The sequence below is a fragment of the Anaerocolumna xylanovorans DSM 12503 genome (genome assembly GCF_900143645.1).
GTDB classification, from domain to species: Bacteria; Bacillota; Clostridia; order Lachnospirales; family Lachnospiraceae; genus Anaerocolumna; species Anaerocolumna xylanovorans.
Window position 1 is genome coordinate 34,315 of record NZ_FRFD01000014.1, and the last position, 24,614, is coordinate 58,928.

The 24,614-nt window shown below is 38.3% G+C and carries 19 protein-coding genes; all 19 read right to left on the reverse strand.

Annotated elements, in window-relative coordinates:
- Positions 1-39 precede the first annotated feature (39 nt).
- On the reverse strand, positions 40-2,355 hold the full coding sequence (locus BUF11_RS20810; RefSeq protein ID WP_073590807.1) for an ABC transporter permease: 2,316 nt from the start codon (positions 2,353-2,355) through the stop codon (positions 40-42).
- Complete coding sequence (locus tag BUF11_RS20815) at positions 2,356-3,057, reverse strand: ABC transporter ATP-binding protein (protein WP_073590808.1); 702 nt, start codon at positions 3,055-3,057, stop codon at positions 2,356-2,358. It abuts the gene before it with no gap.
- A gap of 50 nt (positions 3,058-3,107) precedes the next feature.
- A complete protein-coding gene (locus tag BUF11_RS20820; RefSeq protein ID WP_073590809.1) occupies positions 3,108-4,112 on the reverse strand; it encodes a hypothetical protein in 1,005 nt (334 codons plus the stop codon).
- A 1-nt stretch (position 4,113) separates the two neighbouring features.
- The gene (locus BUF11_RS20825) at positions 4,114-4,350 is read right to left on the reverse strand and encodes an acyl carrier protein (RefSeq protein WP_073590810.1); all 237 of its coding nucleotides are present in this window, start codon (positions 4,348-4,350) and stop codon (positions 4,114-4,116) included.
- 30 nt (positions 4,351-4,380) lie between these two features.
- Positions 4,381-6,198 carry an AMP-binding protein gene (locus BUF11_RS20830; RefSeq protein ID WP_073590811.1) on the reverse strand — a complete coding sequence of 606 codons (1,818 nt, stop codon included), beginning with the start codon at positions 6,196-6,198 and terminating at the stop codon, positions 4,381-4,383.
- An 11-nt stretch (positions 6,199-6,209) separates the two neighbouring features.
- Positions 6,210-7,229 carry a 3-oxoacyl-ACP synthase III family protein gene (locus BUF11_RS20835; protein WP_073590812.1) on the reverse strand — a complete coding sequence of 340 codons (1,020 nt, stop codon included), beginning with the start codon at positions 7,227-7,229 and terminating at the stop codon, positions 6,210-6,212.
- A gap of 69 nt (positions 7,230-7,298) precedes the next feature.
- Entirely contained in the window at positions 7,299-8,522 is a 1,224-nt protein-coding gene (locus tag BUF11_RS20840) for an aminoacyl--tRNA ligase-related protein (protein ID WP_084558799.1), read from the reverse strand.
- 773 nt (positions 8,523-9,295) lie between these two features.
- On the reverse strand, positions 9,296-9,922 hold the full coding sequence (locus tag BUF11_RS20845) for a TetR/AcrR family transcriptional regulator (RefSeq protein WP_073590813.1): 627 nt from the start codon (positions 9,920-9,922) through the stop codon (positions 9,296-9,298).
- 200 nt (positions 9,923-10,122) lie between these two features.
- On the reverse strand, positions 10,123-12,348 hold the full coding sequence (locus tag BUF11_RS20850; protein ID WP_073590814.1) for an endospore germination permease: 2,226 nt from the start codon (positions 12,346-12,348) through the stop codon (positions 10,123-10,125).
- 17 nt (positions 12,349-12,365) lie between these two features.
- A complete protein-coding gene (locus tag BUF11_RS20855; RefSeq protein ID WP_073590815.1) occupies positions 12,366-13,913 on the reverse strand; it encodes a spore germination protein in 1,548 nt (515 codons plus the stop codon).
- 202 nt (positions 13,914-14,115) lie between these two features.
- Positions 14,116-14,685, reverse strand: coding sequence for an SMC-Scp complex subunit ScpB (gene scpB / locus BUF11_RS20860; protein ID WP_073590816.1), 570 nt, complete (start codon positions 14,683-14,685; stop codon positions 14,116-14,118).
- A 56-nt stretch (positions 14,686-14,741) separates the two neighbouring features.
- Positions 14,742-15,497, reverse strand: a complete 756-nt coding sequence (locus BUF11_RS20865; RefSeq protein ID WP_073590817.1) for a segregation and condensation protein A — start codon at positions 15,495-15,497, stop codon at positions 14,742-14,744.
- A 30-nt stretch (positions 15,498-15,527) separates the two neighbouring features.
- Positions 15,528-16,130, reverse strand: coding sequence for a hypothetical protein (locus tag BUF11_RS20870; RefSeq protein ID WP_073590818.1), 603 nt, complete (start codon positions 16,128-16,130; stop codon positions 15,528-15,530).
- 5 nt (positions 16,131-16,135) lie between these two features.
- Entirely contained in the window at positions 16,136-17,008 is an 873-nt protein-coding gene (locus BUF11_RS20875; protein WP_073590819.1) for a metallophosphoesterase, read from the reverse strand.
- Positions 17,009-17,371: 363 nt separating this feature from the next.
- Positions 17,372-18,634 (reverse strand): D-alanyl-D-alanine carboxypeptidase family protein, encoded by a 1,263-nt coding sequence (locus BUF11_RS20880; protein ID WP_073590820.1) that lies wholly within the window; start codon positions 18,632-18,634, stop codon positions 17,372-17,374.
- A gap of 67 nt (positions 18,635-18,701) precedes the next feature.
- On the reverse strand, positions 18,702-19,871 hold the full coding sequence (locus BUF11_RS20885) for an ABC transporter permease (protein WP_073590821.1): 1,170 nt from the start codon (positions 19,869-19,871) through the stop codon (positions 18,702-18,704).
- Positions 19,868-20,578: an ABC transporter ATP-binding protein gene (locus BUF11_RS20890; protein WP_073590822.1), complete on the reverse strand. Its 711-nt coding sequence runs from the start codon at positions 20,576-20,578 to the stop codon at positions 19,868-19,870. The genes BUF11_RS20885 and BUF11_RS20890 overlap by 4 nt, the downstream gene beginning before the upstream one ends.
- A gap of 14 nt (positions 20,579-20,592) precedes the next feature.
- Positions 20,593-22,485, reverse strand: a complete 1,893-nt coding sequence (locus BUF11_RS20895) for an efflux RND transporter periplasmic adaptor subunit (protein WP_073590823.1) — start codon at positions 22,483-22,485, stop codon at positions 20,593-20,595.
- Between the two features lie 21 nt (positions 22,486-22,506).
- Positions 22,507-24,372, reverse strand: coding sequence for an S-layer homology domain-containing protein (locus BUF11_RS20900; RefSeq protein WP_084558800.1), 1,866 nt, complete (start codon positions 24,370-24,372; stop codon positions 22,507-22,509).
- Positions 24,373-24,614: the final 242 nt, after the last annotated feature.

Here is a 24,614-nt window from a genome sequence, read left to right on the forward strand (position 1 = left end):
TTTTCTTTTGCTCCTTCTCAAGACCTTTTAACAGCATCTTCAATCAACAGATTTTAATGCTTCAGTCATAATAATCTTTTGTACTTTATGAGAAATAACTAGGTTTACAATTACCGAGCATGCAATCACAAATATCGATATTATTGCCAAATGACTACTATACAATGTCATAACCCAGTCATAAGAATCAAATGAAACCACCTGTATAAACAATCTTAAAAATGCATATCCGGCTGGAATACCAATTATCCACCCTGGAATAGTAGTAAGTGCACAATCAACCAGAACAATATTTCTAATTTCTCTCCTAGTAAATCCCATAACTTTCATCGTGGCATATTCTCTGTAGCGTTCTTCATAATTTACCATTCCCAGATTGTAAAGGATTACAACGCTTAGTAAGAAGGATGCAAGAATAAGTAACTTAATAATTGTATTACAGCTATTCGATAACTCATCAATATTTTCTTTCTGACGATTAATTGACGTTAATTCCCTAAAATAATCCGTATTTTTTAGAGAATCATAAGTATCTTTATCCATTAATACTGCTGTAGGTTCAAACGTCTCTCCCATATTCTTCCATCCAATATCAGAAATATAAATACTTTGAGGAGTCAATGCCATGGTAATTGCTGCTATTTTCTCGGTAAAGGATTTTGATATTCCGCTGACATTAAAAGTAATTTCATCTCCAGTATCCACTTTTAGCTGTTTTGCCAATTTATTTGAAATTACAATTCCTTTATCAGTAAGCTTAATATCTGTGCCTGTGTGAATATCTTCTAAGTAAATGTAGTTTCCATTTTCCATTATAGTTACTACACTTGTAACTTTTCCTCCTTTTGTCATGATATCTACGGCACTCTGTTTCATCCATTGCAGATTATTCGCTCCTACTTTCTCATTAATTAAATCATAGCGTTCATGATTATATAAACTGATACTTCCCTTATACGCATAATTATATTGTGTATCGAATACATAGTCGTTGGAATATCCAATGGAATCATGCATTCCAACCCCTGCAATCATCAGCATCATACTTCCTGCCACTCCAATGACCCCAATAAGATACCTTACTTTATTTCGAAATGTATCACGAGTAACCCAAGTCCATGCATATCCTAATTCATTTGACTTGTTCCTCTTAGGTGCCTTTCTTTTCTTTTGTTTTTCTCCAATGCCACGCATTGTTTCTGCTGGCATCGCTTTTAGAGATTTGTTGGCAGCCCACAGAGTCGCAAAGGTACAAATCAAAATAATTAATGCAATAATAAAATAAGTTCCGTAAGAGTTTTCCAATTTCCATTCAGGTAATGTCAACGTCGTCTTTTTTACGGAAGCAACAGCCTTTGCAACTGTTACTTTTCCCAAGCCCACACCTAATGTTCCACCAATCAGCGGAATAATAAAACCGTACATTAAATAATGTCTTCGAATTTCTGAATTCTTAAGACCTAGTGCTTTCATTGTTCCTATCTGAGTTATCTGATTTTTAACCAAACGGCTCATAGTTGTATACATTGTCAATAATGCTAAAAGAATAAATACAAAAGTAAATAAGAGGGCCATTTTCATCGTTTGTGATATTTCATCAGCCATCTGTGCTGTAGAAGTAAAGTCATCTCTTGTTTGCATATAATAGAATTTATCTCCCAGTACCCTCGTCACCTCATCTTTGAGGTCATCTGGATTATAGTCATTTTCTACAGATATTCGAATTTGATTATAAGATATCGTTCCCAGAATATCCTTTATCTGGAATTCACTACAGTATCCATAGCCATGAACTGCTGCATTCGGCATAGTCTCAGTTGCAGAACCTGTGTAGTAAATGAATTCCGGACTTAAGACTAGCCCATTTACTTTTACGGAAGCAGAAGCATTACCATAAGAAATGTTAATTGTATCTCCTTCCTGAATATTATGACTTTTTGCATAAGATTGATCTAACCATATTCCCGATGCTTCGTAATCAAACTTTTCTCCACTCATAATAAGAGGCTTTTGGTTTTTATCATCAGAAATCGTGATGACATCTAAGTCAGTAGCAACATTGGTATCATGTAAATCCACATCCATGACAAGTGACATTGAATGTGTGACCTTCGTGACACTGCCAATACCTTTGATTTTCTCTACCTCATCATTGTCTAACTGACTGCCATACACCCATGCATCGCATAAATTCGTTTTGTGATAAAATTGATTTGATACATGTTCCATCCCAGTCCATACACTTTCCATACCGGAATAAATTGTAACTGATAACAAGGCCATAACAAACACTGAAAAGAACTGCGGAAACATATGCAGTAAATCTCTTTTCAATTTAACTCTCAAGTACTTCATTTACCACTCTACCTCCTCTACCTTAAGAGGATTATCACTTTTTACAACACTCTCCACTTTTCCGTCTTTCAGTCTCAATACTGTATCTGCAATATCTGCAATCACTGCATTATGAGTTACAATTATAACTGTAGTATTATATTTAGCAGACATTTCCTGCAAGATTTTAAGGATCATCTTTCCGGTTTCACTATCTAAAGCACCGGTAGGTTCATCACAAAGCATAATATTGGGATTCTTGCAAAGTGCCCTTGCAATTGAAACTCTTTGAAGTTCTCCTCCAGATAATTGTGAAGGGAAATTGTTCATACGATGCTTTAACCCAACAGCTTCAATAGCCTCTTCTGAACTGATTGAACTTTTGCTTAGCCTATATGCCATATCAATATTTTCATATGCTGTTAGGTTCGGCAAAATATTATAAAACTGGAATACAAAACCAATGTCATTTCTTCTATATAAAGTTAACTGACCTTTGTCCATTTTTGTAATATTTATCTCATTTACCAAAATACTGCCTTCACTAGCAAAATCCATGCCACCAAGCAGATTCAGTAGAGTTGATTTTCCCGAACCGCTCGGCCCCAGAATCACCGCAAAACTCCCCTTTTCAAAAGAAAAGTGGATATTATCCAACGCTTTAATTGTTGCATCTCCCGATTTATATATTTTAGTTACACCTTGAAATTCTACAAAGCTCATTTTCTGTCCTCCTGATATCCAATCTGTTATAACATCAACCTTAATTAATTTTAATACAAATCATCTACTGTAAAACCTTCAAAGTATTTCTCTGCTTCGCTGATATTATCTACTACGCCGATACATAATGGTCTACCATCATCTGTATGTTGAATACCATAAATACAGTGCTGAAAATAGGCATAGTTTTTGTTAAACATAACAAGACCAATTGCCTGTGACAGAATGCCATAAAAAGTAGGTCCCCAAATTTGAGAGAAATAGAACTTCTCCTTTATCTCTATATTTTTACCGCTTTTTATCCAATAAGCAGATATAATTTTCATCAATTTCATTACATACTCACTATTAGAATTTGCCTCCAATACTTGTAATGAGCGAATCTCTTTCCATTGCCCATCCAAAATCCATTCATAACCGATAATCTCAATATTCTCTGCGTGTACGATTTTACCCTGCTTATTGTATTTCACATTCCTTATCAAATTGTTTATGTCGATTTTAGTTATACTCTCTTTTCCATTTACTATAATCCTATCCACACACTCAAGTCCCGTTTCGGTGGAAAAGGCCTGGGTTATTTCCTGTACCAGCCCCTTTGTCATTTCCTTCTTCTTACAGTATTCCAAAAACGTACAAGAGCCATAAACCAACTCGTAGATATGTCTGCAAAACAGAATAAGAGAATCCTTAATCACAGGATTATTGGGTGTAAATACTTCTCCAAGAAGTATTTGTCTCATTCTTCTATTCAGATACTTCCCTGTGCAGGCAATTCCCTGACTTCCTTTAAATTTTTTATACAAATTAATTTTTTCAATTTTATTGTCTTTATTTATTTCAATAGAAATAATTGTAGGAAGCTTAACATCAAAATCCTGCACATCAGCCATATTGCATTGCCATGCCAAAATTTCTGTTTTATCATCATAGATACAAATTTTTATCCCGCCAATTCTTGTACAGCAGCTTCCCATAAGTGTGATATTTTCTAAAGCCTGCTCAATATCGGCCTCTGTAAAGTTTTCTTCCGCTTGTATCTTTTCCAAAATCATCCTATTTTCCCACCTTATTTCTTATATATTGATATAAACGATTTAAAGAATTTATATCCGTAATATCATCTGTGTCTACCACTACCTCATATCTCTCTTCTATCTCCCCAATCACACTATAGATAGAAAGTGAATCCATACCCAATTCCATAAAAGTATCCGCTTTTTCTGCCTCTTCAATTGAAATCCCGTATCTTCCGCATACAAACTCTGCAAACTCTTTATAATCTACTTTCATCCTTTGTCTCCTTTGAATCTCTATTCTGATTTACTCGGAAAACAATACCTGCTTTTCTGCAGGAATACCATTCTCCGCCCACTCCATAAGTACCTTTTTATCTATTTTACCAGCCAGTATAATTGGCATTTCCGATATCATATACACTTTATCTGGAATTTTGTAATTGGAAATCTTGTTAAAAAGATATTTTAATACGTCACGTTCTGTTAAATCTTTTCCTGCCTTTACTACAACAAAAGCAATGATTTCTTCCCCCAGCACCTCATGCTTTCTGCCAACGACTGCAGCAGTCTGTATATTTGGCATTTTTAAAATATAGTCCTCAATGTCACTTGGGTATACATTGAATCCACCGCGGATAATCATATCTTTACATCTTCCTACAATACTAATATTCTCTTCGTCATAGAATTTTGCCAAATCACCGGTATAAAGCCAGCCTTCATCGTCTATCACCTGTCTTGTTTTTTCCTGATTATTATAGTATCCGGCCATATTGTATCCACGAACTGCAAGTTCTCCTATTTTGCCTTTCGAAAGTTCTTCGTGATTTTCATCTACAATTTTCAGCTCCACACCAGGTATCGCTCTCCCAACGGTATTAAACCTGATGTCTTCTGAATCATCCAGTCTTGTCATTGTTACCACACTGGTTGCTTCAATCAATCCATATGCATTCATCAGTTTACAGTTCAGCTTTTCTTCAATTCTTTTTGCAAGTTCCGAGCTACATAATGACCCTGACACTACAAGGGTTTTTAATCCATCAAACTTGGTAAAATCAATAATCCTGCAATTTAGGAGCAAGGTCCACATTGTCGGCTGTGTATGTATCATGGTATTTTCACATTTTGATACCTCTTTTAAAATGTCATTCGGGTTAAAGGAAGATATCATTTTAAATTCATTTTCTGCTGCAAAATTAATTAAAAGACTTAAGAATCCCTGGGCAGAGTATAAGGGAGCTATCGAGAGAGGGCTATCATTCCTAGCCCAGTATTCTGCAGAATATTTCGAGATTTTGTAAATATCATTGTTTTTCAAAACCACACCTTTTGGCATGCCTGTGGTTCCGGATGTATAAGATATCATAGCAAAATCATTTGGATATATTTCCTCCAAGGTTACCTCTTCTATATTCCTTGGTTGTAATAAACTTTGAAACAGTTCACCCCTGTCCCCAAACTGATTTTCTTTTAAATAAAATATTTTCTTTATATCTCCATGACTTTCACTGTATTCTGCAACATATTTCCCAAATAGAATGTTACCTGCCTGTTGCGAGCAAATTATAAAATCAATTTCTGCATCATCAAACACCCTAAACAATTCATCTTTTTTCCAGCGGATATTAATTGAAACTGGCAATGCCCCAATATAGAATGTAGAAAGATAGGAATAAATATATTCCATGCAATTATCAAGAATAATAGCAATCTTTGATCCTTTTTTCACACCGTGTTCCATAAGATTGACAACCATGTTCTCAATATTCGTCAGCAGTTTTTGGTAAGAAATTTTTTCTGCATCAAACGTAATGGCAATTTGATCCAAATGTTCCTTACAAATGCATTTTATCATATCTCTGAGTGTAACTTTATCAGCACCCAGCATGTTATTAATAAATGAAACAATTTTTCTTGGACTTTCAATGTCACTTAAGTCAATCGAATTAAAATCAAATTCAACTCCATAAATTTCCTCCAGTTCAAACAGCAGCTCCATAATCTGGAGAGATTGTAACATTCCATTTTCAACAAATGATTCTTGCAAATCAATTCTTTCTTCTATGTTAAATTTTCCCTTGATTTTCTCTGCTACCGTCTCTGCCAATGCTAATCTCATTTCTATCCCCCCTAAATTGACATGTATACTAATCCCACATTAAACCCATTTGCAACGCCAAGCAAAACAACTTTCTGTCCTGTTCCAATTTTTAGCTGTCCGCTGTTTACGGCCCTGCTTAATGCCACCGGTATCGAAGCCGTGCTCATATTACCAAGGGTACCAATCTGTGAAACTACTCTGTCATCTGGAAGTTTGAGTACTTCACTGGACTTGATGATAATATATTTGGTTATCTGAGTAGGTATAAACAAATCAATCTCTTCTCTTACGATTTTCATTTTTTCCATCTGCTCTTCAAAAAATTTCATTGCTCTTTTAAAATTAATTTTCATTAATTCTTCCGATTCATTCTGAAAATAGAATTTATCCGGATCATGAGGATATATTGTCCCTCCTCCCCAAAGTACACCATCACTCCAAGTGTCAGGAAATGTGCGGAAAGCCGTAATAATTCCAAAGTCTTCTTCTGATTCCTGTCGTTCCAAAACAATAGCTCCGCCTCCATCTCCCACTGAAAATGTAGAATTTACATCTTTCAGTTTCGCAGGATCTTTTAACAAATCCATTTTTACAAAACGGCTTAGCACTTCTCCCGAAGCAATGAGAACATTCTTTACATCATTACACTTTATATACATATTTGCTATTTCTATAGCACATACAAATGCATTGCAGGCATTTTTTATATCAAAACTTTTGGCATTACGGATGTTCAGTTTATCCATAATAATATTGGCTGTCGCAGGTTCTGCCACATCTTGTGTTAATGCTGAAAAAATAACCAGATCAATGTCCTCTGCCTTTTTCCCTGCCATTTCCATCGCTTCTTTTGCTGCCTCCACCGCTAAATCTGAAGAATTAATTTCATCCGAAGCAAATCTTCTTTCAGAGACCCCACTCAATATCTTGGCCATTCCTTTACGAATACCAAGCTGGTCAAATCCCATCATTGCTTCCATTTCTTCACTGGTAACAACTCTTTCTGGAAGCGCCTGCCCTACTCCAACCAATTTTGCAATATAATTCATAGTTTTCACCATCTATCACATTATCATTTGTTTACAATGTAATACCCTTTCTACATGTTTCTTTTAGGCTTATTTATCAAATATTTCTGCTCTGGATTCTTGATCCCATTTTGAGATATCGAGACCTTTCTGGCAAAGCAGTGCATACGTCAATCTGTCAATACCAAATGCAATACAGCCACTTAAGCAGTAAGCCTCTCCATAACGAATATTATGTTCTTTAGTAAAATGCGTTCGATGTACATTAGTTGAACTCACAGCAGATGCCATATCAGATGCAGGCAGCTCCAACCGCAGCTCTTGCTTAGAATCCCCAAGCATCTGGAAGATCTTCAGCTTAGTATAATTACTTGCAAAAAAAGAATCACTTGCTGTCTCTATCGTACCCTTCCAACCAAATAAGTCTATCCAATATTTCCAAAGCTTACGACCTTTTCCCAAGTTTTCCGTAACCTGTTCCTGGGTTCCTACAAACACGTATTCTTTCATATAGAACTCATTTAATCGTGCTAATTCAAAGACATTATTGCCTTCATTACGAAAGCATTTCCCAGAGACCATATATTTTAAAGGTAATTGATTCCCCTCAATCTTTTTATTTTCCAGAATCGGATAAATTGGCACACATGCAGCATGCCTGAGCACGAGATCAGGAACTTTCATTTTTTCAAAGATTTTTCCATCTTTCGTTCCATTCTTAGAGAATTCTTCTAGCACTTTCAAATCATTACTTAAAGTAGTTTGAAACATAATATGATGAGGAAAATTCTCAAAATATTTTCCTTTCTCATAAATTTCTGTAGGAAACAATACAGGGACTTCATACTCCATCATATCTCTAAAATTTTTCTTTCCATATTCATCTATCTTTCTGCAGAAATATTTAAATACTTTTAAAAAGATACCGCTGTAAATAAATGCCCCTTTACTAATTTCAATAATGCTTCCATTATCTTTCAATTCATCAAATATAGGCTCCTGATTTAATATAGTTCCCGTAAAATTCTTTAATATTTTTGTCTTCACTCTACTATTACTCTTCATTTCATTTGAATTTATCATAGCTCTAAGGTCATTCACATTATTTCTAACCTCATCCTGATAACCATCTTCTACCTCCAGCACTACCTGGTTCTTCTCTTTATTAACACTAAATATTTTGGGTGAAATGTATGACAACATATCGCAAAATATATTTATATCATCTTCATTCAGTCCTTCATAAATAACATTCAGTCTTTCCATAATTTTGATTTCTCCTAATTTCTTTTGTATTAATTGAACTTCAAACATATTAAAAACTTCCGTTAATTCATTATGTAATGACGTTCCACGGCTTTTTCCACTTTGTATCAAATTTAACGATAATTAATTTTTGAGATTTTATCAAATATTCACCGAAATCTTTTGTAAAAACACAATAGGATTTCTGCTTTACTTCATAAATATGCACTATTTCTTCTGTGAAAGCGCAGACACACATTCCCATTCTCCGCTGCCAAAACAATAATTGTTTCCCATAAGACTGTGCTATATCTAACTTTGTGCTGAGTATCACAGCCAACAAATAATATGCTTATTTCCGGTACTTCTTTCCGGCAGAAGTAAACCTAAAAAAACATATTGCTCTAAGTCAATTTCCTTCACCTCTTGCAAAAATAATAGTACAGCTTGATATACGTACCTCCTCGCTCATTATCTTTTTTGAGTGATATTTTTCTTTTTAATAGATTCAATTACATAACAGTGTTATCTACAGCTTATTTTTTTAATATATGTATTGGTAAAGACATATATCCTTTTTTAATATATTAAATATTCTATATTAACTTTTAATGAAGTAGTTTTACTTACAATTGTTTCCTAATAACACCGTTATGTTACTCCTGTTTACATCATTTGTCAAGTATTATTATTTATATACATTAACTTATATTGAATTTATATACATTGATTTCATCTTTGAGGTTTTGTCGTAAATAGTCAAAAGCTGTAACCCCTGCTTAAATAATGGGATTACAGCTTTTGTTCTTAATTATTAGGTTGGTGACAATATAAAGCATTTTTTACTTTTTTTCTAAACCTTCAAACATCCCGTACCAGCCTTTGAATAAATACTTTATAATAAGGCTCATATGGCCTATAGCCTCTTTTTCTGACGTTTCATGTTTAATCATATGGACAAATATATCAATATGCATGTGTGCTATCCAGTGAATCACAAAATCATCCACCCTTTGTATATGCTTCTTTTCCGCCATCTGATCCAATAAAATACGGTAGTGTTGCTGTGTAATGGCAACAAATCGTTCAATACTGTTCTCAAACCGTGAACCATATGATTTTGCCAGAATCAGTTGAAATTCGGAACTATATTGATACAAATAATGGATTACCTGGGTTACCATTTCATAATCTTCATCAGAAGAATCCATCTCCATGCTTCCGCCCTGTAGCTGATTCCTCTCATCCTCATAATGTTTCATCACTAATGCATACATCTTATCTAAAGGCTCCTGTACTAAGGATGCAAATAAATCTTCTTTGTCCTGAAAAAAGAAATACAATGCTCCCGTTGTAACACCTGCATCCTTACATATATTACGAAGCGAAGCCTGTAAATAGCCCTTCTCCATAAATTCCTTTTTTGCACTTATAAGAAGCTTTTTTCTTGTTTCCTTTTCGTCTTTCAAATGCCTCTCCCTCTTGTTAATATTAAAATCCAGGATAACTTACTGTCTGCTACTATCCCTTATATTTTATCATGGCTACTGAAACTTTACAATGATTTAAAGGATGTCCTTGAAAGACTAAAGGCCTATTAGATTATGAATAGAACTATCTTACAGCCCAGTCTTACTATAACACCTACCTGTTATGGGCTGTTTTTGCTTTACTCAATATGAAAATCCACTTTCAGATTTATCGAAAGATTCGTTAGAAAGTCAGCCTGTCTACCCTTGTAATCAAGCCATAAGCTTCGCTTCCTGTAACCGGTCATCGGGTATAGATTCATGTAATCCAGCTTTCCATCCATACAGATGGACTTGATCGTTTTAGCGATATTTTCTCTTACATAGGCATTGCATTCTTCTTCTATCTTTTCTATGTCCGAATTTTTAGCTCTGTCTTCTTTTTTCTCAAGACCTTTTTGGATAGAAGCACTGCCCTCCACAATCATATCCAGATAGGGCTTTCCATTGTCCTCACGAAATTCCATAGTTCTGGTTATGCGGTTTATCTTGATTACATATTTGGGCAGATTGCTCTTATCATCCTCCGGCAGATAAAGGACCTTATTCTTTCCAAAGCCACAGGAAAAGTAGATAAAGTCACTCTCCTCCTTATTTGCATAAAAGCCTACCGCCCCTTCCGAATAAATACCAACACCGGATACTCTCATCTTCTTATCATCGGCATGAAGCATCGGAAGGATAACGGTTCTGTTTCCTTCATTTCTGGCAAGGATTAAATCCCCTGCATCAATTTCTTTTATTCCGTTATTTCTAAGATTTATACGGCTTAACTGTGCTAAGTAGTCTCCGATACCTCCCTCAATATCACTGTTTAAATCCATAATGTCCCCGGCTTTGCCCTCCGCCAAAAATACCGGCGTATTCCTGCCAAGTTCATATTTGTTTTCCACATACGTAAGGAAGGCATTCATTTTATCCTTGCTTTTTGATATGCCATCCCCAAGAATAATGGCCTTTAACTGGCTGAAATCAAGCCTTTTATTATTTTCAAGACTATAATCCTCTTCAACTTCAGAAAAATCCTTGTCCGCAAAAGCCAGCTTTAATCTCTTCGGATCCTCTGCCGCCTGCTTTGTCAATACTTTTAAGTCCGGCAGGATATAATAAACCTCTATCATATCCTTCCCTTTTGCATCAATTCCTACCGCCTGTATGAAATTTCTGTCTTCAATTTCTGTCATATCACTGCAACCGGTTAAGCTCACTGCTCCTGCTGCAACTATGAAAGCAAATACCGTATTGACAACTGCCTTTTTGTTTATGAACTTCTTCAGCTTTCCGGTACATGCTACCAATAAAGGGATAATTAAGGATTGGGGCATACCGATATACATCATATATCTTCTGAAATAATAGAAGAACTGCTCGGTGTCAATTGGTATGACTGCCACTCCAAAGACAAGCAGTATCAAAGGTACCAGCAGATAATTCCGGTTGGACAGCTTTAAAATATGCCCTGAAATATAACTTAGATAATAAAACAGCGCACCGGTCAGAGTAAAGATACTAAGCAGCCATATGGAAAGAATGAAGGCATCCTGCCTTTGCACAAGTCCTCCCGGAAGCTTTACCATCTGAAAAATACTAATAGCCGACCACAACTTATCTGCTGTTTCTTTTCTTCCAAGAAGCCCCATAGTGACGACATACATCAGAATATCTAAGATGCCGGTTATGGTTATTGCTCTTGCAGCATAATTATACATCTTTTTACCCTTTTTAATATCCGATTTCCGGTAATGAATCATAGGAACCGCAAAAATCATCATCTCTAAAGCGCTAAAAGTCAATAATATCAGATAACTGCCAGCTCCTATGTCTTTCATGCTTTCCGTAAACAAAGGAGTAAGATTGGCAGGGTCTACTTTGCGAATCCCTAAGAGGAGAAAAAGAACGATTGGAACCATTACAAGAAAGTAAATGATTTCTGTTATTCTTGCCCTTACCTCCATTCCCTTTGAGGCCGAATAGGCGGAAACCATCAGAAGAAACAAAATAATTATCCTGTTATCCGTATCTGCAAGCAATGTCTGGTTGATAACCTGTCCGAAAATTCTTGCCGAAAATACCAGACACAAAAACAGCTTAACAATGTAGGGTATTGCAACAAAAAAGGTTACAAACCTCCCAAAATTATCATCACAGTAATTCAGATATCTTCCGCCTGTCTGCTTGCATAATATAAGTATCAGATATCCGTAAATAAATGCATACAGAGTGCCGAGGCATATAGCTAATATCCCGTCCCTGCCGGAGGAAGCGGCTGCAAGGTTAGGAATAATCAAGCCCGAAACACTAAAAAGGTCAAATACCAAAAGACGTGTAAACTGCCTTAGAGAAATCTTGTCATTATCAGAAAACATTATGATTCTTCTCCCTTCTAATCCTCATTCTCATCTTCCATCTCTTTTCCGCCCTCTCTCTTAACAAGCTTGGTTCTTTCGTCCTTGCTTGCAAATAAAGGACGTCTTCTTAATTTTCTGAAAGGAAACCTTAGCATGGCATCTTTGGTATCGGTGCCATGATTGATACCGGAAGCGGCGAAGGGAACCATATATGGCATGCCAAAGCTTTTTAAACCACCCAAATGTATCAATAAGCAGGTAATTCCTATTATGAAACCAAACAGCCCAAGAAAAGCCGACAGTGCCAGGATGAAATACCGGATAATACGAAAGGCAGAAGCAAAGGGTTCATTGGGTACCGTAAAGGCCGTAATAGCAGTCAAAGCAATTACAATTACAACAATGGGGCTCACAATATTTGCATTTACAGCGGCATCCCCAATAATAAGGCCTCCAACGATTCCTAATGTGCCTCCCATTGGTCCCGGCATCCGGACTCCGGCTTCTAATAGCATCTGAAAGCTTATTTCCATAATAATTACTTCCACCAGTACGGAAAAGGGAACTCCTTCTCTGGCTGCAGCAAAGGAAAGCGACATGGCAGGTGAGAGAAGCTCTGCATTATAATTTAATACAGCCACATAAAGTCCCGGAAGAGCTATCGTCAGAAAAGCACCGATATAACGCAGCAGGCGGAGAAAGGTTGCGACTTCCCACCTGGTGTAAGCATCGTCAGAAGCCTGAAAAAAGGAATTCAAGGTAGTCGGAAGAACAATGACTACCGGGGAATTATCTACCAGTATTACCACCCTTCCATCTAATATGGCTGCTGCTGCCTTATCCGGCCTTTCCGTGGATTGGTATTCCGGAAATGGGGAGTAGGTATTCCGCTCAGTAAGCTGTTCTAACATACCGCTGTCTAAAATCCCATCTATCACATATTCATTAAGCCTTCGTTCAATTTCTGCCAAAACTTCAGGCTTTGCCACTCCCTCCAGGTAGCAGACAGCTACATCCGTGCGTGTTCTGGTTCCGATTTTTAACTGCTTCATCTTAAGGTTCGTATCCTTAATCCTTCTTCTTAACAATACCCGGTTTATAAAAAGTGCCTCGCTAAAGCTCTCCTTAGAGCCCCTGACACTTACTTCATTTTCACTGGTTGGGACACCCCTGTTTGGCATCTTGCGCATGGACACTTTTAGTGCCTTATCATAACCATCCACCAGAATAATGGTATCTCCGGAAAGTATCTGTCCGACAATCTCTGCTATCGTGTTGACTTCAACCAAGTCAACTGTCTGTATCCCCTGGTTCTTGATATACTCAAATTTATCAGTTTCCGGCATCTCCTTTAAGTCCCTGAAAAGCTGCAGCAGGGTATTCATTTCAAGGAGTTCTTTATCAATCATATTGTCAATATAAATAATAAATATATCTGTCTGATTTGCTCCGCCCACGCTGAACTTTCTCTTCACAACATCCGCGCAGTTTTCAAACAGTGCCGATAAGGTGTCGATATTTTCATCAAGGGACTTGGAAAAAAGAGCAGTTATATGATTTTTATCATCATGTAAAAGGGTCATTGAAGCCTCCTTAAAATCCGTTAGTTTTCATATATCTGGTATTATATCCAAAGAAACGCTGTTTACTCATGGTTTATAAGGAGTACTTTAAATAAAGAATGTGCATTCCGCCCATAGGTCTTTTTATCTTACAGGACGTAATTTTCTATAAGATAAAAAAAGCCCCATGACTTTTCTTTCCTGCAAAAGTCATGGAACCTTTTTAAATATCCAGTTTTAATTGTACTTCTTCCTCTGCTTCTAACTTAAAATCCTCCACCTTATCCGAGGTTATAATAGGAAGATCTTCTAAGGAGTGAATCCCAAAACTTCTTAAAAACTCTTCCGTTGTTCCAAAGAGAATCGGCCTTCCCGGTGCATCCATTCTGCCGATCTCGCCAACCAGATTGTATTCTATTAATTTATTGACCGCATGGTCGGATTTTACTCCCCTGATTGCTTCAATCTCTATTCTGGTAATAGGCTGCTTATATGCTATGATGGACAGTGTTTCAAGGAGTACATCCGTTAATACATGCTTCTTTGGCACATGGGTAATCCTTATCAGTGAATCATACAATTCGGTTTTGGTACACATCTGATAAGAGTCCTCCAGCTCAATAATATGGATTCCCCTTTCCTCACTTCGGTAATCGTCCATCATGGTATGTATTATCTTCTTTACTGTATCCTTATCATGTCCTAACGCCGCCGAAAGCCTGTCAAGTTCCACCGCTTCTCCCATGGTAAAGAGGATGGCTTCAATTGCCGCCTTAATCTGTTTTATCTCCATATAAACCTCATTTCTGCATATTCAGCCTTAAGCCTAAGTTACTATTTGACTTTTCATTATACAGCTGCCGCTTCCTTATAGGTAATCATAATGTCTTCAAACAGGTTGTCCTGCCTGATAATGATTTCTCCGGTCTTCATCAGTTCAAGAATGGCAAGAAAGGTAACAATAACCTCTGTTTTACCGCGTTGGCCCATTAACAGCTGATAAAAGGAAAATCTCTTATGCAGTCTTCCATACTTCGCCACTTCTTCTATCTTCTCGGTCAGATTGCCCTCTTCCTTTTCGATACGCCCGAATTTACTCCTTATAGGGTCAACCTTATCCGTCTGCCGTTTCATCACTGACTCAAATATCCGGTGCAGCTTGGCAAGTGTCAGATCAGAAAGAAGGGTGCTTATATCTACCTTCTCTTCGTAGTCATTGATTTCCTCCGGTATGGTAGGGTTTTTAAAGAATGCCCTTCCGGCATCAAGTTCCCTGTCCTTTAACTCCAAGGATATGTATTTATACATCTTATATTCCAAAAGCCTTTCCACCAGCTCCTGTCTCGGATCCTCTTCCCCGAAGTCCTTCTTCTCATCCTTAGGCAGCAGCATCTTCGACTTTATGTTAAGAAGCGTGGCTGCCATAACAAGGAATTCACTCATAATATTTAGATCTTTTGTCTCCATATGATTGACATATTCCATATACTGCTCTGTTATCAGAACAATCGGTATATCATGGATGCTTACTTTATTTTTTTCGATCAGATGCAGTAACAGATCCAAAGGACCCTCAAACACCTCTAGTTTAAATGAAATCCCCATTACTTCTATCCTTTCACCATATAAGTTCTGCTATAATATCAACGTCAGAATATACCATGATATATCCGTCAAAAGCTGAAAAATCACTACAAAAATCAACAGTACCTTTATCAGATAATCATTCTTAATAATTGAAAAATATCTGGAAGGTGATTTTGCGGCAATACAAAGGCCCATGTCAAAGGTTGACACCGGAAAAAGATTGACAAAAAACATCGTTATACTGATAAGTGCCATATATAACAGAGAAAACTGGAAAAACAGCCTGATAGAGCCATCGCCTGGATTCCACTCCAGAAGAGATGAAAAATTATTCTGTACTTTAATGATAATAACACTGGCTGCAAATACGAGGAATAAGCTCACAAAGCCGCAGATTCCAAGCAATAAATTGCTCCTCCTGTTTTTTAACCGGTACATATAGGGCTTTGAAAATCCAGCCTGATTGGTTACGCAAAACAGAATTCCTATAGGGTCAATATACTGGTACAGTTTATAGATATTCTTTTTCTTCTTTGGGTCCTGTTTTTTATTTAAACTATTATATAATAAGGCTTTGGGAAATTCATGGAGTATCATAACAATACAGCCTGCCAGAAAGGCAGCCAAAAGTCTTATTAATTGTATTCTCATAAATGTCAATCCTCCTGTATCATAAGTCTTTTTAAAGTAACAACCATTAATTCCGGACGGTTTCCGATACGGAATTTCAAAGTATGAAGCCCTAATCCTCTGGATATTAACATAGTACTGCCCTTCTCACTAAAACGGCCGGCATCGTATTTCGGAAAGAACCGGTACTGGGGAGATAACATTCCTCCTAAAAAAGGAAGCCTTATAATACCTCCGTGAACATGTCCGGACAAAATCAAATCAGAACCATAAGCTACATAATTCTTAAAATACATGGGATTATGGGCAATCAGTATATCATAACATTGCCTGTCACACTTCCCCAGAAGATTTTCAACATAATCTAATGGCATCCTTGGTATTTTGCTTTTACCATAGTAAGGTTTCTCGATGGATAAGCCTGATATTTTCAAATTATCATTCTTTTTTCTAAGGGTTACGCTTTCATTATCCAGAAGGATAATCCCATCTTTTTTAAGCCTGCTTACATAATCTCTGTAAAGCACAGCATATTCCTCTTTTTCGCTGTCCAGACTCTGTTCATGATTACCCATTCCGTAATAAACCGGATATTTTCTTGACAGTGCCTTTAAGAGATTATAAGCAGTATCGTATTTCTTTGGTGCTTTGCGTACCAGCATGTCCCCTGCCACCAGAATAATATCCGGTTTTATGGAATCTATCTGCCTTTTTAATACTTCATTTTCTTTGCCAAAGCTATAGTTGTGAAGATCAGCCAGAATGACCATACGAAAACCGTCAAAGGCCTTTGGAAGCCTCTCTGATTCCACAATTTCCTTCGTAATTTCCGGTTTTAGATTTCTTATATACTCTATAAGAAGAAGGAGTAAAAGAAGTGCTCCTATTATTTTTATCATCCATAGCCCTTTCTAATTTATAATTTCCATCTTATCCACCACGCTGCCAGCACAAATTTGTGTGTGAATTATGCTTTTCAATAATTCGTACTAACTGCCATGCCTTCCTCAGTACACCTCAAGTTTGTGCCGAGGATTTCGCAGGCATAAACTTGTGTGTGAATTATGCTTTTCAATAATTCACACTAACTGCCATGCCTTCCTCAGTACACCTCAAGTTTGTGCCGAGGATTTCGCAGGCATAAACTTGTGTGTGAATTATGCTTTTCAATAATTCACACTAATCCCATAAAAAGGATAGACCGCAGGAAAGCTGTTATCAATTATAACACAGACTTTCTTTGCGGTCTATAGTACCCTTTTTTAGAATAGGAATTTTTTCATAGCTGCCTTAAAATAATCCTTAAGGTTCGCTTTATCGACATTTTCAGATGCCACAATATCCACCTTTCCGATGGTCTTGCCTCCCAGCTGGTAGGTTACCTCACCAACCTTATCATTTTCTTTTACGGGGGCGGTAAGACTTTCCTCTACGGTTACCTTTTTTGTAATATCCGCCGGATTGGTTCCTTTTAAGCACAGATAAGAGAATTTATCATTTACCTTGTAATTCAATCCGTCTGCCACACCCTTTTTTACCGGTATGGGAGTTACTGCAAGGTCCTTGTTATCGTCCTGGTAAATGCTGCAATTAGCAAAGCCATAATCTAAAAGCTTTGCAGCTTCCCTGAAACGCACTTTGGTCTCAGGTGCTGCCAGTACTACTGCTATCATATCCATGCCGTTTCGTTTGGCTGTGGCAGAGAGACAATACTTTGCAAGACTTGTAGAACCGGTCTTAAGCCCGGTGATTCCATTGTAACTTTTAATCAGCTTATTGGTATTGGTAAGTCCGAATTCACTTTGGCCTTTCTTTGTGGTATGAATGATATTTTCCATCCAAACAGTGGAATAATCACTGATCTGAGGGTATTTTGCAACAAGCTCTCTGGACATAAGGGCTATATCATATGCCGTAGTATAATGATTATCTACGTCCAAGCCGCAGCAATTCACAAAATTGGTGTTACTCATGCCCAATCCCTTTGCTCTTTCATTCATCATGTTCACAAAGGATTCCTCAGAACCTGCTATGTATTCGGCCATTGCAACGGCAGCATCATTGGCACTGGCTATACTGATACATTTTATCATGGTATTTACATCCTGGGTTTCGCCGGGCTCTAAATATACCTGGGAACCTCCCATGGAGGCTGCATATTCACTGACAGTTACCTGATCCGTCAGCTTAATCTTACCGCTTGCCAGTGCATCAAATATCAGTAAAAGTGTCATAATCTTTGTGATACTGGCAGGTTTTCTCTTTTCATCCTTGTTCTTTTCATAAATTACAGTACCCGTTGAACCTTCTATGAGAACTGCCGACTCGGATGTGATATCAACTGCTGCACTATCCTGCGTTGTGCCGTTTTGTGCAACATCTTTCTGTGCTGTGCTATCCTGCCCGGCGGCTTCCTTACTGTTCTTCCCGGTATCTGCAAAGGTTTTTGCGCCCATATTACCGGAAAAAAGTAATGCAATGCATAACACAAAGCAAAGAATTTTTGCATATTTCTTATACTTCATACTAACCTCACTAGTCCATATCCTATTAGTATATAATTAGTACGAAGTATAAGATTTTAGACCAACTTTATTCAGTTCTTAGGGCATCTATCGGGTTTAATTTTGCCGCCTTATTTGCCGGCATAAATCCAAATCCCACACCGATACCGGCTGATACGCCAAAAGCTAACAGAATGGAGTTTACCGTAGGATAAGCATCCAGTCCAAAGGCATTTCCGATGTTGGTGGTTGCAGCCCAGCCTAAGATAATTCCAATAGTTCCTCCCAAGATGCTGATGGTTGCCGCTTCTATTACAAATTGCAGCAGGATATCCTTTCTTTTAGCCCCCAGGGATTTTCTGATACCAATCTCCTTGGTCCTTTCAACCACGGATACCAGCATGATATTCATAATTCCAATACCGGCAACTAACAAGGAGATTCCTGCAATACCGCCTAGTATGGAGCCCATCATATTAGTCATCTCCGTTACTTTTTCAAGCAGCTCTGCCATCGTCGATATCTTATACAAATCCTCATCCTTCATGATGTTATACAAATAATTATCAAGGAGGGTCTTGCAGGTATCCACCTTATCATCACTTACAGCTGCAAAGCTGTAGCTTGAAATAGCGGTTCCCGCCATTCTTACTGCGCTGGAATAGGGTATATATACACAATCATCCGCTGAATTTTCTTCTGAATCGGCTTCTTCTTCCTTAATACCGATCACCGTGTATACTTCCCCGTTTATCCTGATGGTATCTCCCACCCTGGCAATGCCGTCAAAGAGTTCATCTACAATGTAGGTACCGATAACGCAGCCCTTATAACGGTTCTTTATGTCAGCATAGTCAATAAATCTTCCGCTTGACAGCTTAAAATCATTCAAGTCCGCATAATCTTCTCCGACTCCGGTAACTGTGGTACTCATAGAATTCGTACCGTATTTTAAAGTATAATTGCTGACTACGGAAGGGGATACTCCCTCAAATACATTGCTGTATTTCTTTACGAAGTCATATACATCATCCACCTTTACAAACCGGGTATCCGTATTGGTTACAGAGACCGTCAGCATATTGGTTCCCATATCGGAAAAGGTAGACAGTACATAATTCGTAACACCATTCATAAGACCGATTAAGGTTATAACTGAGGTAACACCGATTATCATGCCGAGCATGGTCAGGAATGATCGCAGCTTGTTACCGACAATACTTTTTATTGCCAATTTAAAGGTCTGAAATAAATTCATGTACGATTCCTCCTGTACTCCTCTACGCCGCCGTCAAAATCCACCTTTCCATCCTTTAAAGACACAACGCGGTTTGCCTCTTCTGCAATGGAATGATCGTGGGTAATGAGCACAATCGTATTGCCTTCTTCATTGAGCTGCTGCAGAAAGTCAAGCACTTCCCTGCTGGTTTTTGAATCCAGTGCTCCTGTAGGCTCATCAGCCAGAATCAGGGAGGGATTACCAACTAAAGCTCTGGCAATGGAACCTCTCTGCTGCTGTCCGCCTGAAAGCTGATTGGGAAAGTTTTTGTATTTATCCTTAATCCCAACTCTGTCTAAGGCTGCCATAGCAAGCTCTTTTCTCTTACGCCTTGAAACTCCTGCATAGAGCAAGGGAAGTTCCACGTTCTCAAGCAGTGTCTGCCTGGCTAACAGATTATATTGCTGAAAGATAAAGCCGATGGTCTTATTTCTGATTTCAGCCAGTTCATCCCCTTTTAGGGTTGAAACGTCTTCTCCGTTTAAGATATACTGCCCTTCTGTTGGAACATCCAGGGCACCGATAATATTCATTATCGTGGACTTTCCGCTTCCTGACTTCCCGACAATAGCTACAAATTCTCCCGGATATATCTTAAGACTTATTCCATCATTGGCACGCACCTCAGTGCTTCCCATCCGGTATATTTTATAAATATCAATTAGATTGATTAAAGGTTCATTCATGACGGTAACACCTCCTATCTGCCGCCAGAGGAACCGCTTCCCTGGCTTCTGCTCTGGCCGCCTCCAAAGGAACCGCTTCTTTGACTGCTTCCGCCTTGCCAGTTACCTCCGGGACCTCCTTGGCCGCCTTCCATGTTGAATCCTCCGGGCATCATTGTCTGAGTCGTACCTGAACTGGTACGTTTTACATAGACTTCATCCCCTTCTGATAATCCGCTCTTAACTTCAATATAGTTCCCGTCAGTCAGTCCTGTTTCTATTTCCACTTCCTTAAATCCCGCCGGAACACTTCCATTTGCTTTTGTTACAGAAGCATCCTTCACATAGACCACATCTCCACGCATTAAAGCGTCTGCCGGTATTGCAAGAACACCTTCTGCCTTTTCCACTATAATCTCACCTGTTACATTCATACCGGGAAGCAGGTCCCCCGCATCATTAATGCGTACCGTTACCGGGTATTGGGTAACACCGCCGTTTGTAGTACTCTCAAGACTTATGTTTGTTACTACGCCGCTTATCTTGGCATTTTCCAGTGCATCTGCTGTTACATTGACCTCCTGGCCTACAGCTACACTCTTTACATCCAGTTCATCCACATACATTTCAAAGGTAACGGCAGATAAATCATAGATGACGCACAGGCTGCTCTGGGAATTGATAGTATCTCCCTCCAGTGCATCTTTTCTTATGACCTTACCCGAAATAGGTGCTGTAATACTGTAGTCTGTCTTGGTATCCACAACCTCATCCAAAGCAGATTTGGCATCTTCAATACTTTCCTTTGCCGTTTCAATGGAATCCTTCGCATTCTCCATGGAGTCCTTTGCATTCTCTGCTGTTTTATTATAGGAGTCAAGCTGGTCTTCTATGGAATCTTTATCAAGAACAGCAATGGAATCGCCTTCTGCGACTTTATCTCCTTCTTCTACGGAAAGCTTCGCTACTTCACCGGCTTTTTCTGCTGTTATCACTGTATCTGTCAGTGGTTGAAAGGAGCCTTCCTCACTGGAGGAAAGGGTTCCGATTGAGGCCGTTGCTTTGCTCTCTGCAGTAATACCGCCCGGGTTCTTTACCTTAATTGTAACCTTCTTAACAATCCTGTTACCGCTTAATGCTTCCTCAAGGCTGCTTACCTTGGTAACCGTACCGGATAAGGTTTCCGCGCCGCCTGATAATTGGACAGAAGCTGTTTTCCCAACCAAAGCGGAAGTTACATCGGAAGCATTAAAGTAAACATCTAACAGCATATAACTGTTATCATAGATCTTAGCAAGCTGGCTGCCTTTTTGAACGTTATCGCCTTCCTTTACCATAAGTTCTGTAATAACACCGGCGGAGGCGGCAGTTAAGTTTAAATTTTTATATTTATCTGCAGCTTCATTATAATCTTTTAAGGCATCTTCATAGTTTGCCTTTGCCTTATCATAGTTCTCAACCGATTTATCATAATTCTTTTCTGCTCTGGAAACGGAGGTATTGGCCTGGTCTATCTTCTTATCCAGAGTATCTGTAGTAACCTGGTAAAGTACCTGCCCTTTTTCTACCTCATCTCCTTCTTCAAAATCAGCGGATATTACCTCTCCTTCTACCAGGGTTTTTACCTCATATGTATTTAAAGGCTGAACGGTACCGGAGGAAGTCAGTGTGTTTTCAATGTCTCTCGTTTCTACTTTAGCTGTCGTTACCGTATTTTCGGAAGCTGCTTTTTTTGCCTTATTAAGTACCAGCTTTTTATATCCCATCCCTGCTGCTATCACTATGATTAATACAATAATTACGATACGTATTATTTTTTTCGATTTGCTCTTTTTTCTTGGCTTTTTACCATTTGCAGTTTCTGTTTTTGCAGTTCCTGCCTTTGCAGTTTCTGCAAATGTACTGCCCTTTTTCTTAAACAGATTCATCCCTCAATCCTCCTTAACTTTTTAGTCAGCATCCTGTGCTATGATAACTCGTACACGGCCTCCGAGGGCAGTCGTTTTATCATAATAGGCCGTCAGTTTATATTTTGTTAAGCTGGTTACCTTACTTAACGTTGTCTGTGTATAGTCCATTCCATCATAGAAATATACTTGCGCATTATCTGCCAGCAAATACTTGGTGGAGGAATCCTGTACATAAGTAGAACCGACCGCCTTAACTGAAACTGACTGAAGCTTCATAACGGAAGAGATATCCGTTCCATTAATTATAAGCCCTACAGGTCCGATGCTTGCGGAAAGAATCTCTGTAGAAGTGGTAGTGGAAGTCTTTCCATTTATAATGTACTGGCTTGCAGAACCGGAACCGGCTGTGCTCTTAATTCCAAGATAAATACCGTATTGGTATAAATCACCGCTTACATTGTTAAGAATCAGATTTGTAATCTCATTTCTGCTGTTCATTTCACAATAGATAACACTTCCGGAACTTATAAGAGAACCGGCAAGCCGGCTTGCATACAATGATGTGTAGTTTCCTTTATAATAGTCCAGTATCTTTACATTGGCTGCCAGCTCATAGCTTCCTAAAGCCAGACCGTCCGCTGAAAAGGTCATACTGGATGGCAGAGAATTTGGAAAGGCATAGCTTTCAACGGCCGAGGTTCCGTTCGTATAGGTAATACGGACAAGCTGCCCGTCTGTATAGCTTACCTTTGTATTGTCATAATCCTGTTCAAAGGTAGCTCCGCTTGCATCGACCACTGTCATAAAGGATGTATAGGTATAATCACCCTTTGCATCGGTTACCGCGTGCTTTCCTGTACTTAGTATAATTCCTGTCGTGGTCACATTGAGGGCATCAACTCCCAGGGCATATACCACTGTGTTATCTTTACCTAACAGTAAGGTTACAACATCCCCGGTTTCATAGATGCCGCCTGCTGCAAACTGCTCCGCTGCAGCTGCCGTACTTAACGTATATTGGGTCCCCCCAATCGTCACATGGTCCGGTATAAGAGTATCACTTCCTATGGACTGAACGGTTCCGGTAACTTTGTTATCATAAGCCCAGATGGTTTTTTGCTTCGTGGAATAGTACAGTACATTATATTGATCAATTGCTGTTAGGGTGGATTTCTTCCCATCTTTATAATATGTAGCCCCAGCCAGCGCAAAAGGAATCTTCTGTTTCCAGTTATCCATTACGACTACAGGACCTTTCATAGAAGAATTAACTAAGGAAAGATAGTTGATATCACCGTTTGTATCAACCTTAATCCCAAGTGTTTCTCCATAAACCTTTCCGTCTTTTGTGCTTGCAGTCAGAACATTATAAAACAGATTGATACAGTCAGTTCTTGTTAACTTCTGACTGGCTGTCTTAGATATATTCTCATTCAGATTCTTCTTCGAATACAAGTTCATCATACCGGTGTATACATTGCCGGTAAAATCCGCATCGGTATATCCAAGGAGTTTAATGACACTATATACTGCTTCTTTTAAGGTAATAGCTGACGATGGCTTAAAGGAACCGTTTATGTAGCCGGACATATAACCCGCTTCAACTGCTGCCTGAATATAACCGGCGGCCCAATAGGTCTTCTTTACATCACTAAACAAGGTTACATTGGTTTTGGCTGTTACATAATCTTTCTTTGCGGACATATTAATTAGCATCTGTGAAAATTCTGCCCTGCTCACAGCTGCTGATAAAGCGTTGGTGCTTCCTTTATCCGTATTCATAATTCCCAGTTCATTCATTACTTTTTGTGCATTGCCGCTGTCTGCTTTTACTAAAACAGACGGATAAACTGCTGTAACAAGAACAGCTGCAATAAGTATTACCATTAGTAGTTTTCGCTGCATTTAATGTCTCCTTTTCAATAAAATTACTAATATCCACCAGTAAAATACATCTTAATTTTAAGAATAAGTAGTGATTTTTCTGTGAAGAAACCGTGAAAATTTTAAGGATAAATTAAGAATTCCGAAAAAATATCGTAATACTTTTGAAAGAATTGTAAGATGCTAAAGAAATGTGCCCCAAACTATTCACCGACTTAAACGGTAAAACTTAAAATCCCGTAAGATCATAACTTCGGCAATAA

What these genes read in the sequence shown, in the direction of transcription:
- BUF11_RS20810 (WP_073590807.1), bottom strand. Translation starts at nt 2,355, where the DNA reads ATGAAGTACTTGAGAGTTAAATTGAAAAGAGATTTACTGCATATGTTT.
- BUF11_RS20815 (WP_073590808.1), bottom strand. Translation starts at nt 3,057, where the DNA reads ATGAGCTTTGTAGAATTTCAAGGTGTAACTAAAATATATAAATCGGGA.
- BUF11_RS20820 (WP_073590809.1), bottom strand. Translation starts at nt 4,112, where the DNA reads ATGATTTTGGAAAAGATACAAGCGGAAGAAAACTTTACAGAGGCCGAT.
- BUF11_RS20825 (WP_073590810.1), bottom strand. Translation starts at nt 4,350, where the DNA reads ATGAAAGTAGATTATAAAGAGTTTGCAGAGTTTGTATGCGGAAGATAC.
- BUF11_RS20830 (WP_073590811.1), bottom strand. Translation starts at nt 6,198, where the DNA reads ATGAGATTAGCATTGGCAGAGACGGTAGCAGAGAAAATCAAGGGAAAA.
- BUF11_RS20835 (WP_073590812.1), bottom strand. Translation starts at nt 7,229, where the DNA reads ATGAATTATATTGCAAAATTGGTTGGAGTAGGGCAGGCGCTTCCAGAA.
- BUF11_RS20840 (WP_084558799.1), bottom strand. Translation starts at nt 8,522, where the DNA reads ATGTTTGAAGTTCAATTAATACAAAAGAAATTAGGAGAAATCAAAATT.
- BUF11_RS20850 (WP_073590814.1), bottom strand. Translation starts at nt 12,348, where the DNA reads ATGTTTTCTGATAATGACAAGATTTCTCTAAGGCAGTTTACACGTCTT.
- BUF11_RS20855 (WP_073590815.1), bottom strand. Translation starts at nt 13,913, where the DNA reads ATGACCCTTTTACATGATGATAAAAATCATATAACTGCTCTTTTTTCC.
- scpB (WP_073590816.1), bottom strand. Translation starts at nt 14,685, where the DNA reads ATGGAGATAAAACAGATTAAGGCGGCAATTGAAGCCATCCTCTTTACC.
- BUF11_RS20865 (WP_073590817.1), bottom strand. Translation starts at nt 15,497, where the DNA reads ATGGGGATTTCATTTAAACTAGAGGTGTTTGAGGGTCCTTTGGATCTG.
- BUF11_RS20870 (WP_073590818.1), bottom strand. Translation starts at nt 16,130, where the DNA reads ATGAGAATACAATTAATAAGACTTTTGGCTGCCTTTCTGGCAGGCTGT.
- BUF11_RS20875 (WP_073590819.1), bottom strand. Translation starts at nt 17,008, where the DNA reads ATGATAAAAATAATAGGAGCACTTCTTTTACTCCTTCTTCTTATAGAG.
- BUF11_RS20880 (WP_073590820.1), bottom strand. Translation starts at nt 18,634, where the DNA reads ATGAAGTATAAGAAATATGCAAAAATTCTTTGCTTTGTGTTATGCATT.
- BUF11_RS20885 (WP_073590821.1), bottom strand. Translation starts at nt 19,871, where the DNA reads ATGAATTTATTTCAGACCTTTAAATTGGCAATAAAAAGTATTGTCGGT.
- BUF11_RS20890 (WP_073590822.1), bottom strand. Translation starts at nt 20,578, where the DNA reads ATGAATGAACCTTTAATCAATCTAATTGATATTTATAAAATATACCGG.
- BUF11_RS20895 (WP_073590823.1), bottom strand. Translation starts at nt 22,485, where the DNA reads ATGAATCTGTTTAAGAAAAAGGGCAGTACATTTGCAGAAACTGCAAAG.
- BUF11_RS20900 (WP_084558800.1), bottom strand. Translation starts at nt 24,372, where the DNA reads ATGCAGCGAAAACTACTAATGGTAATACTTATTGCAGCTGTTCTTGTT.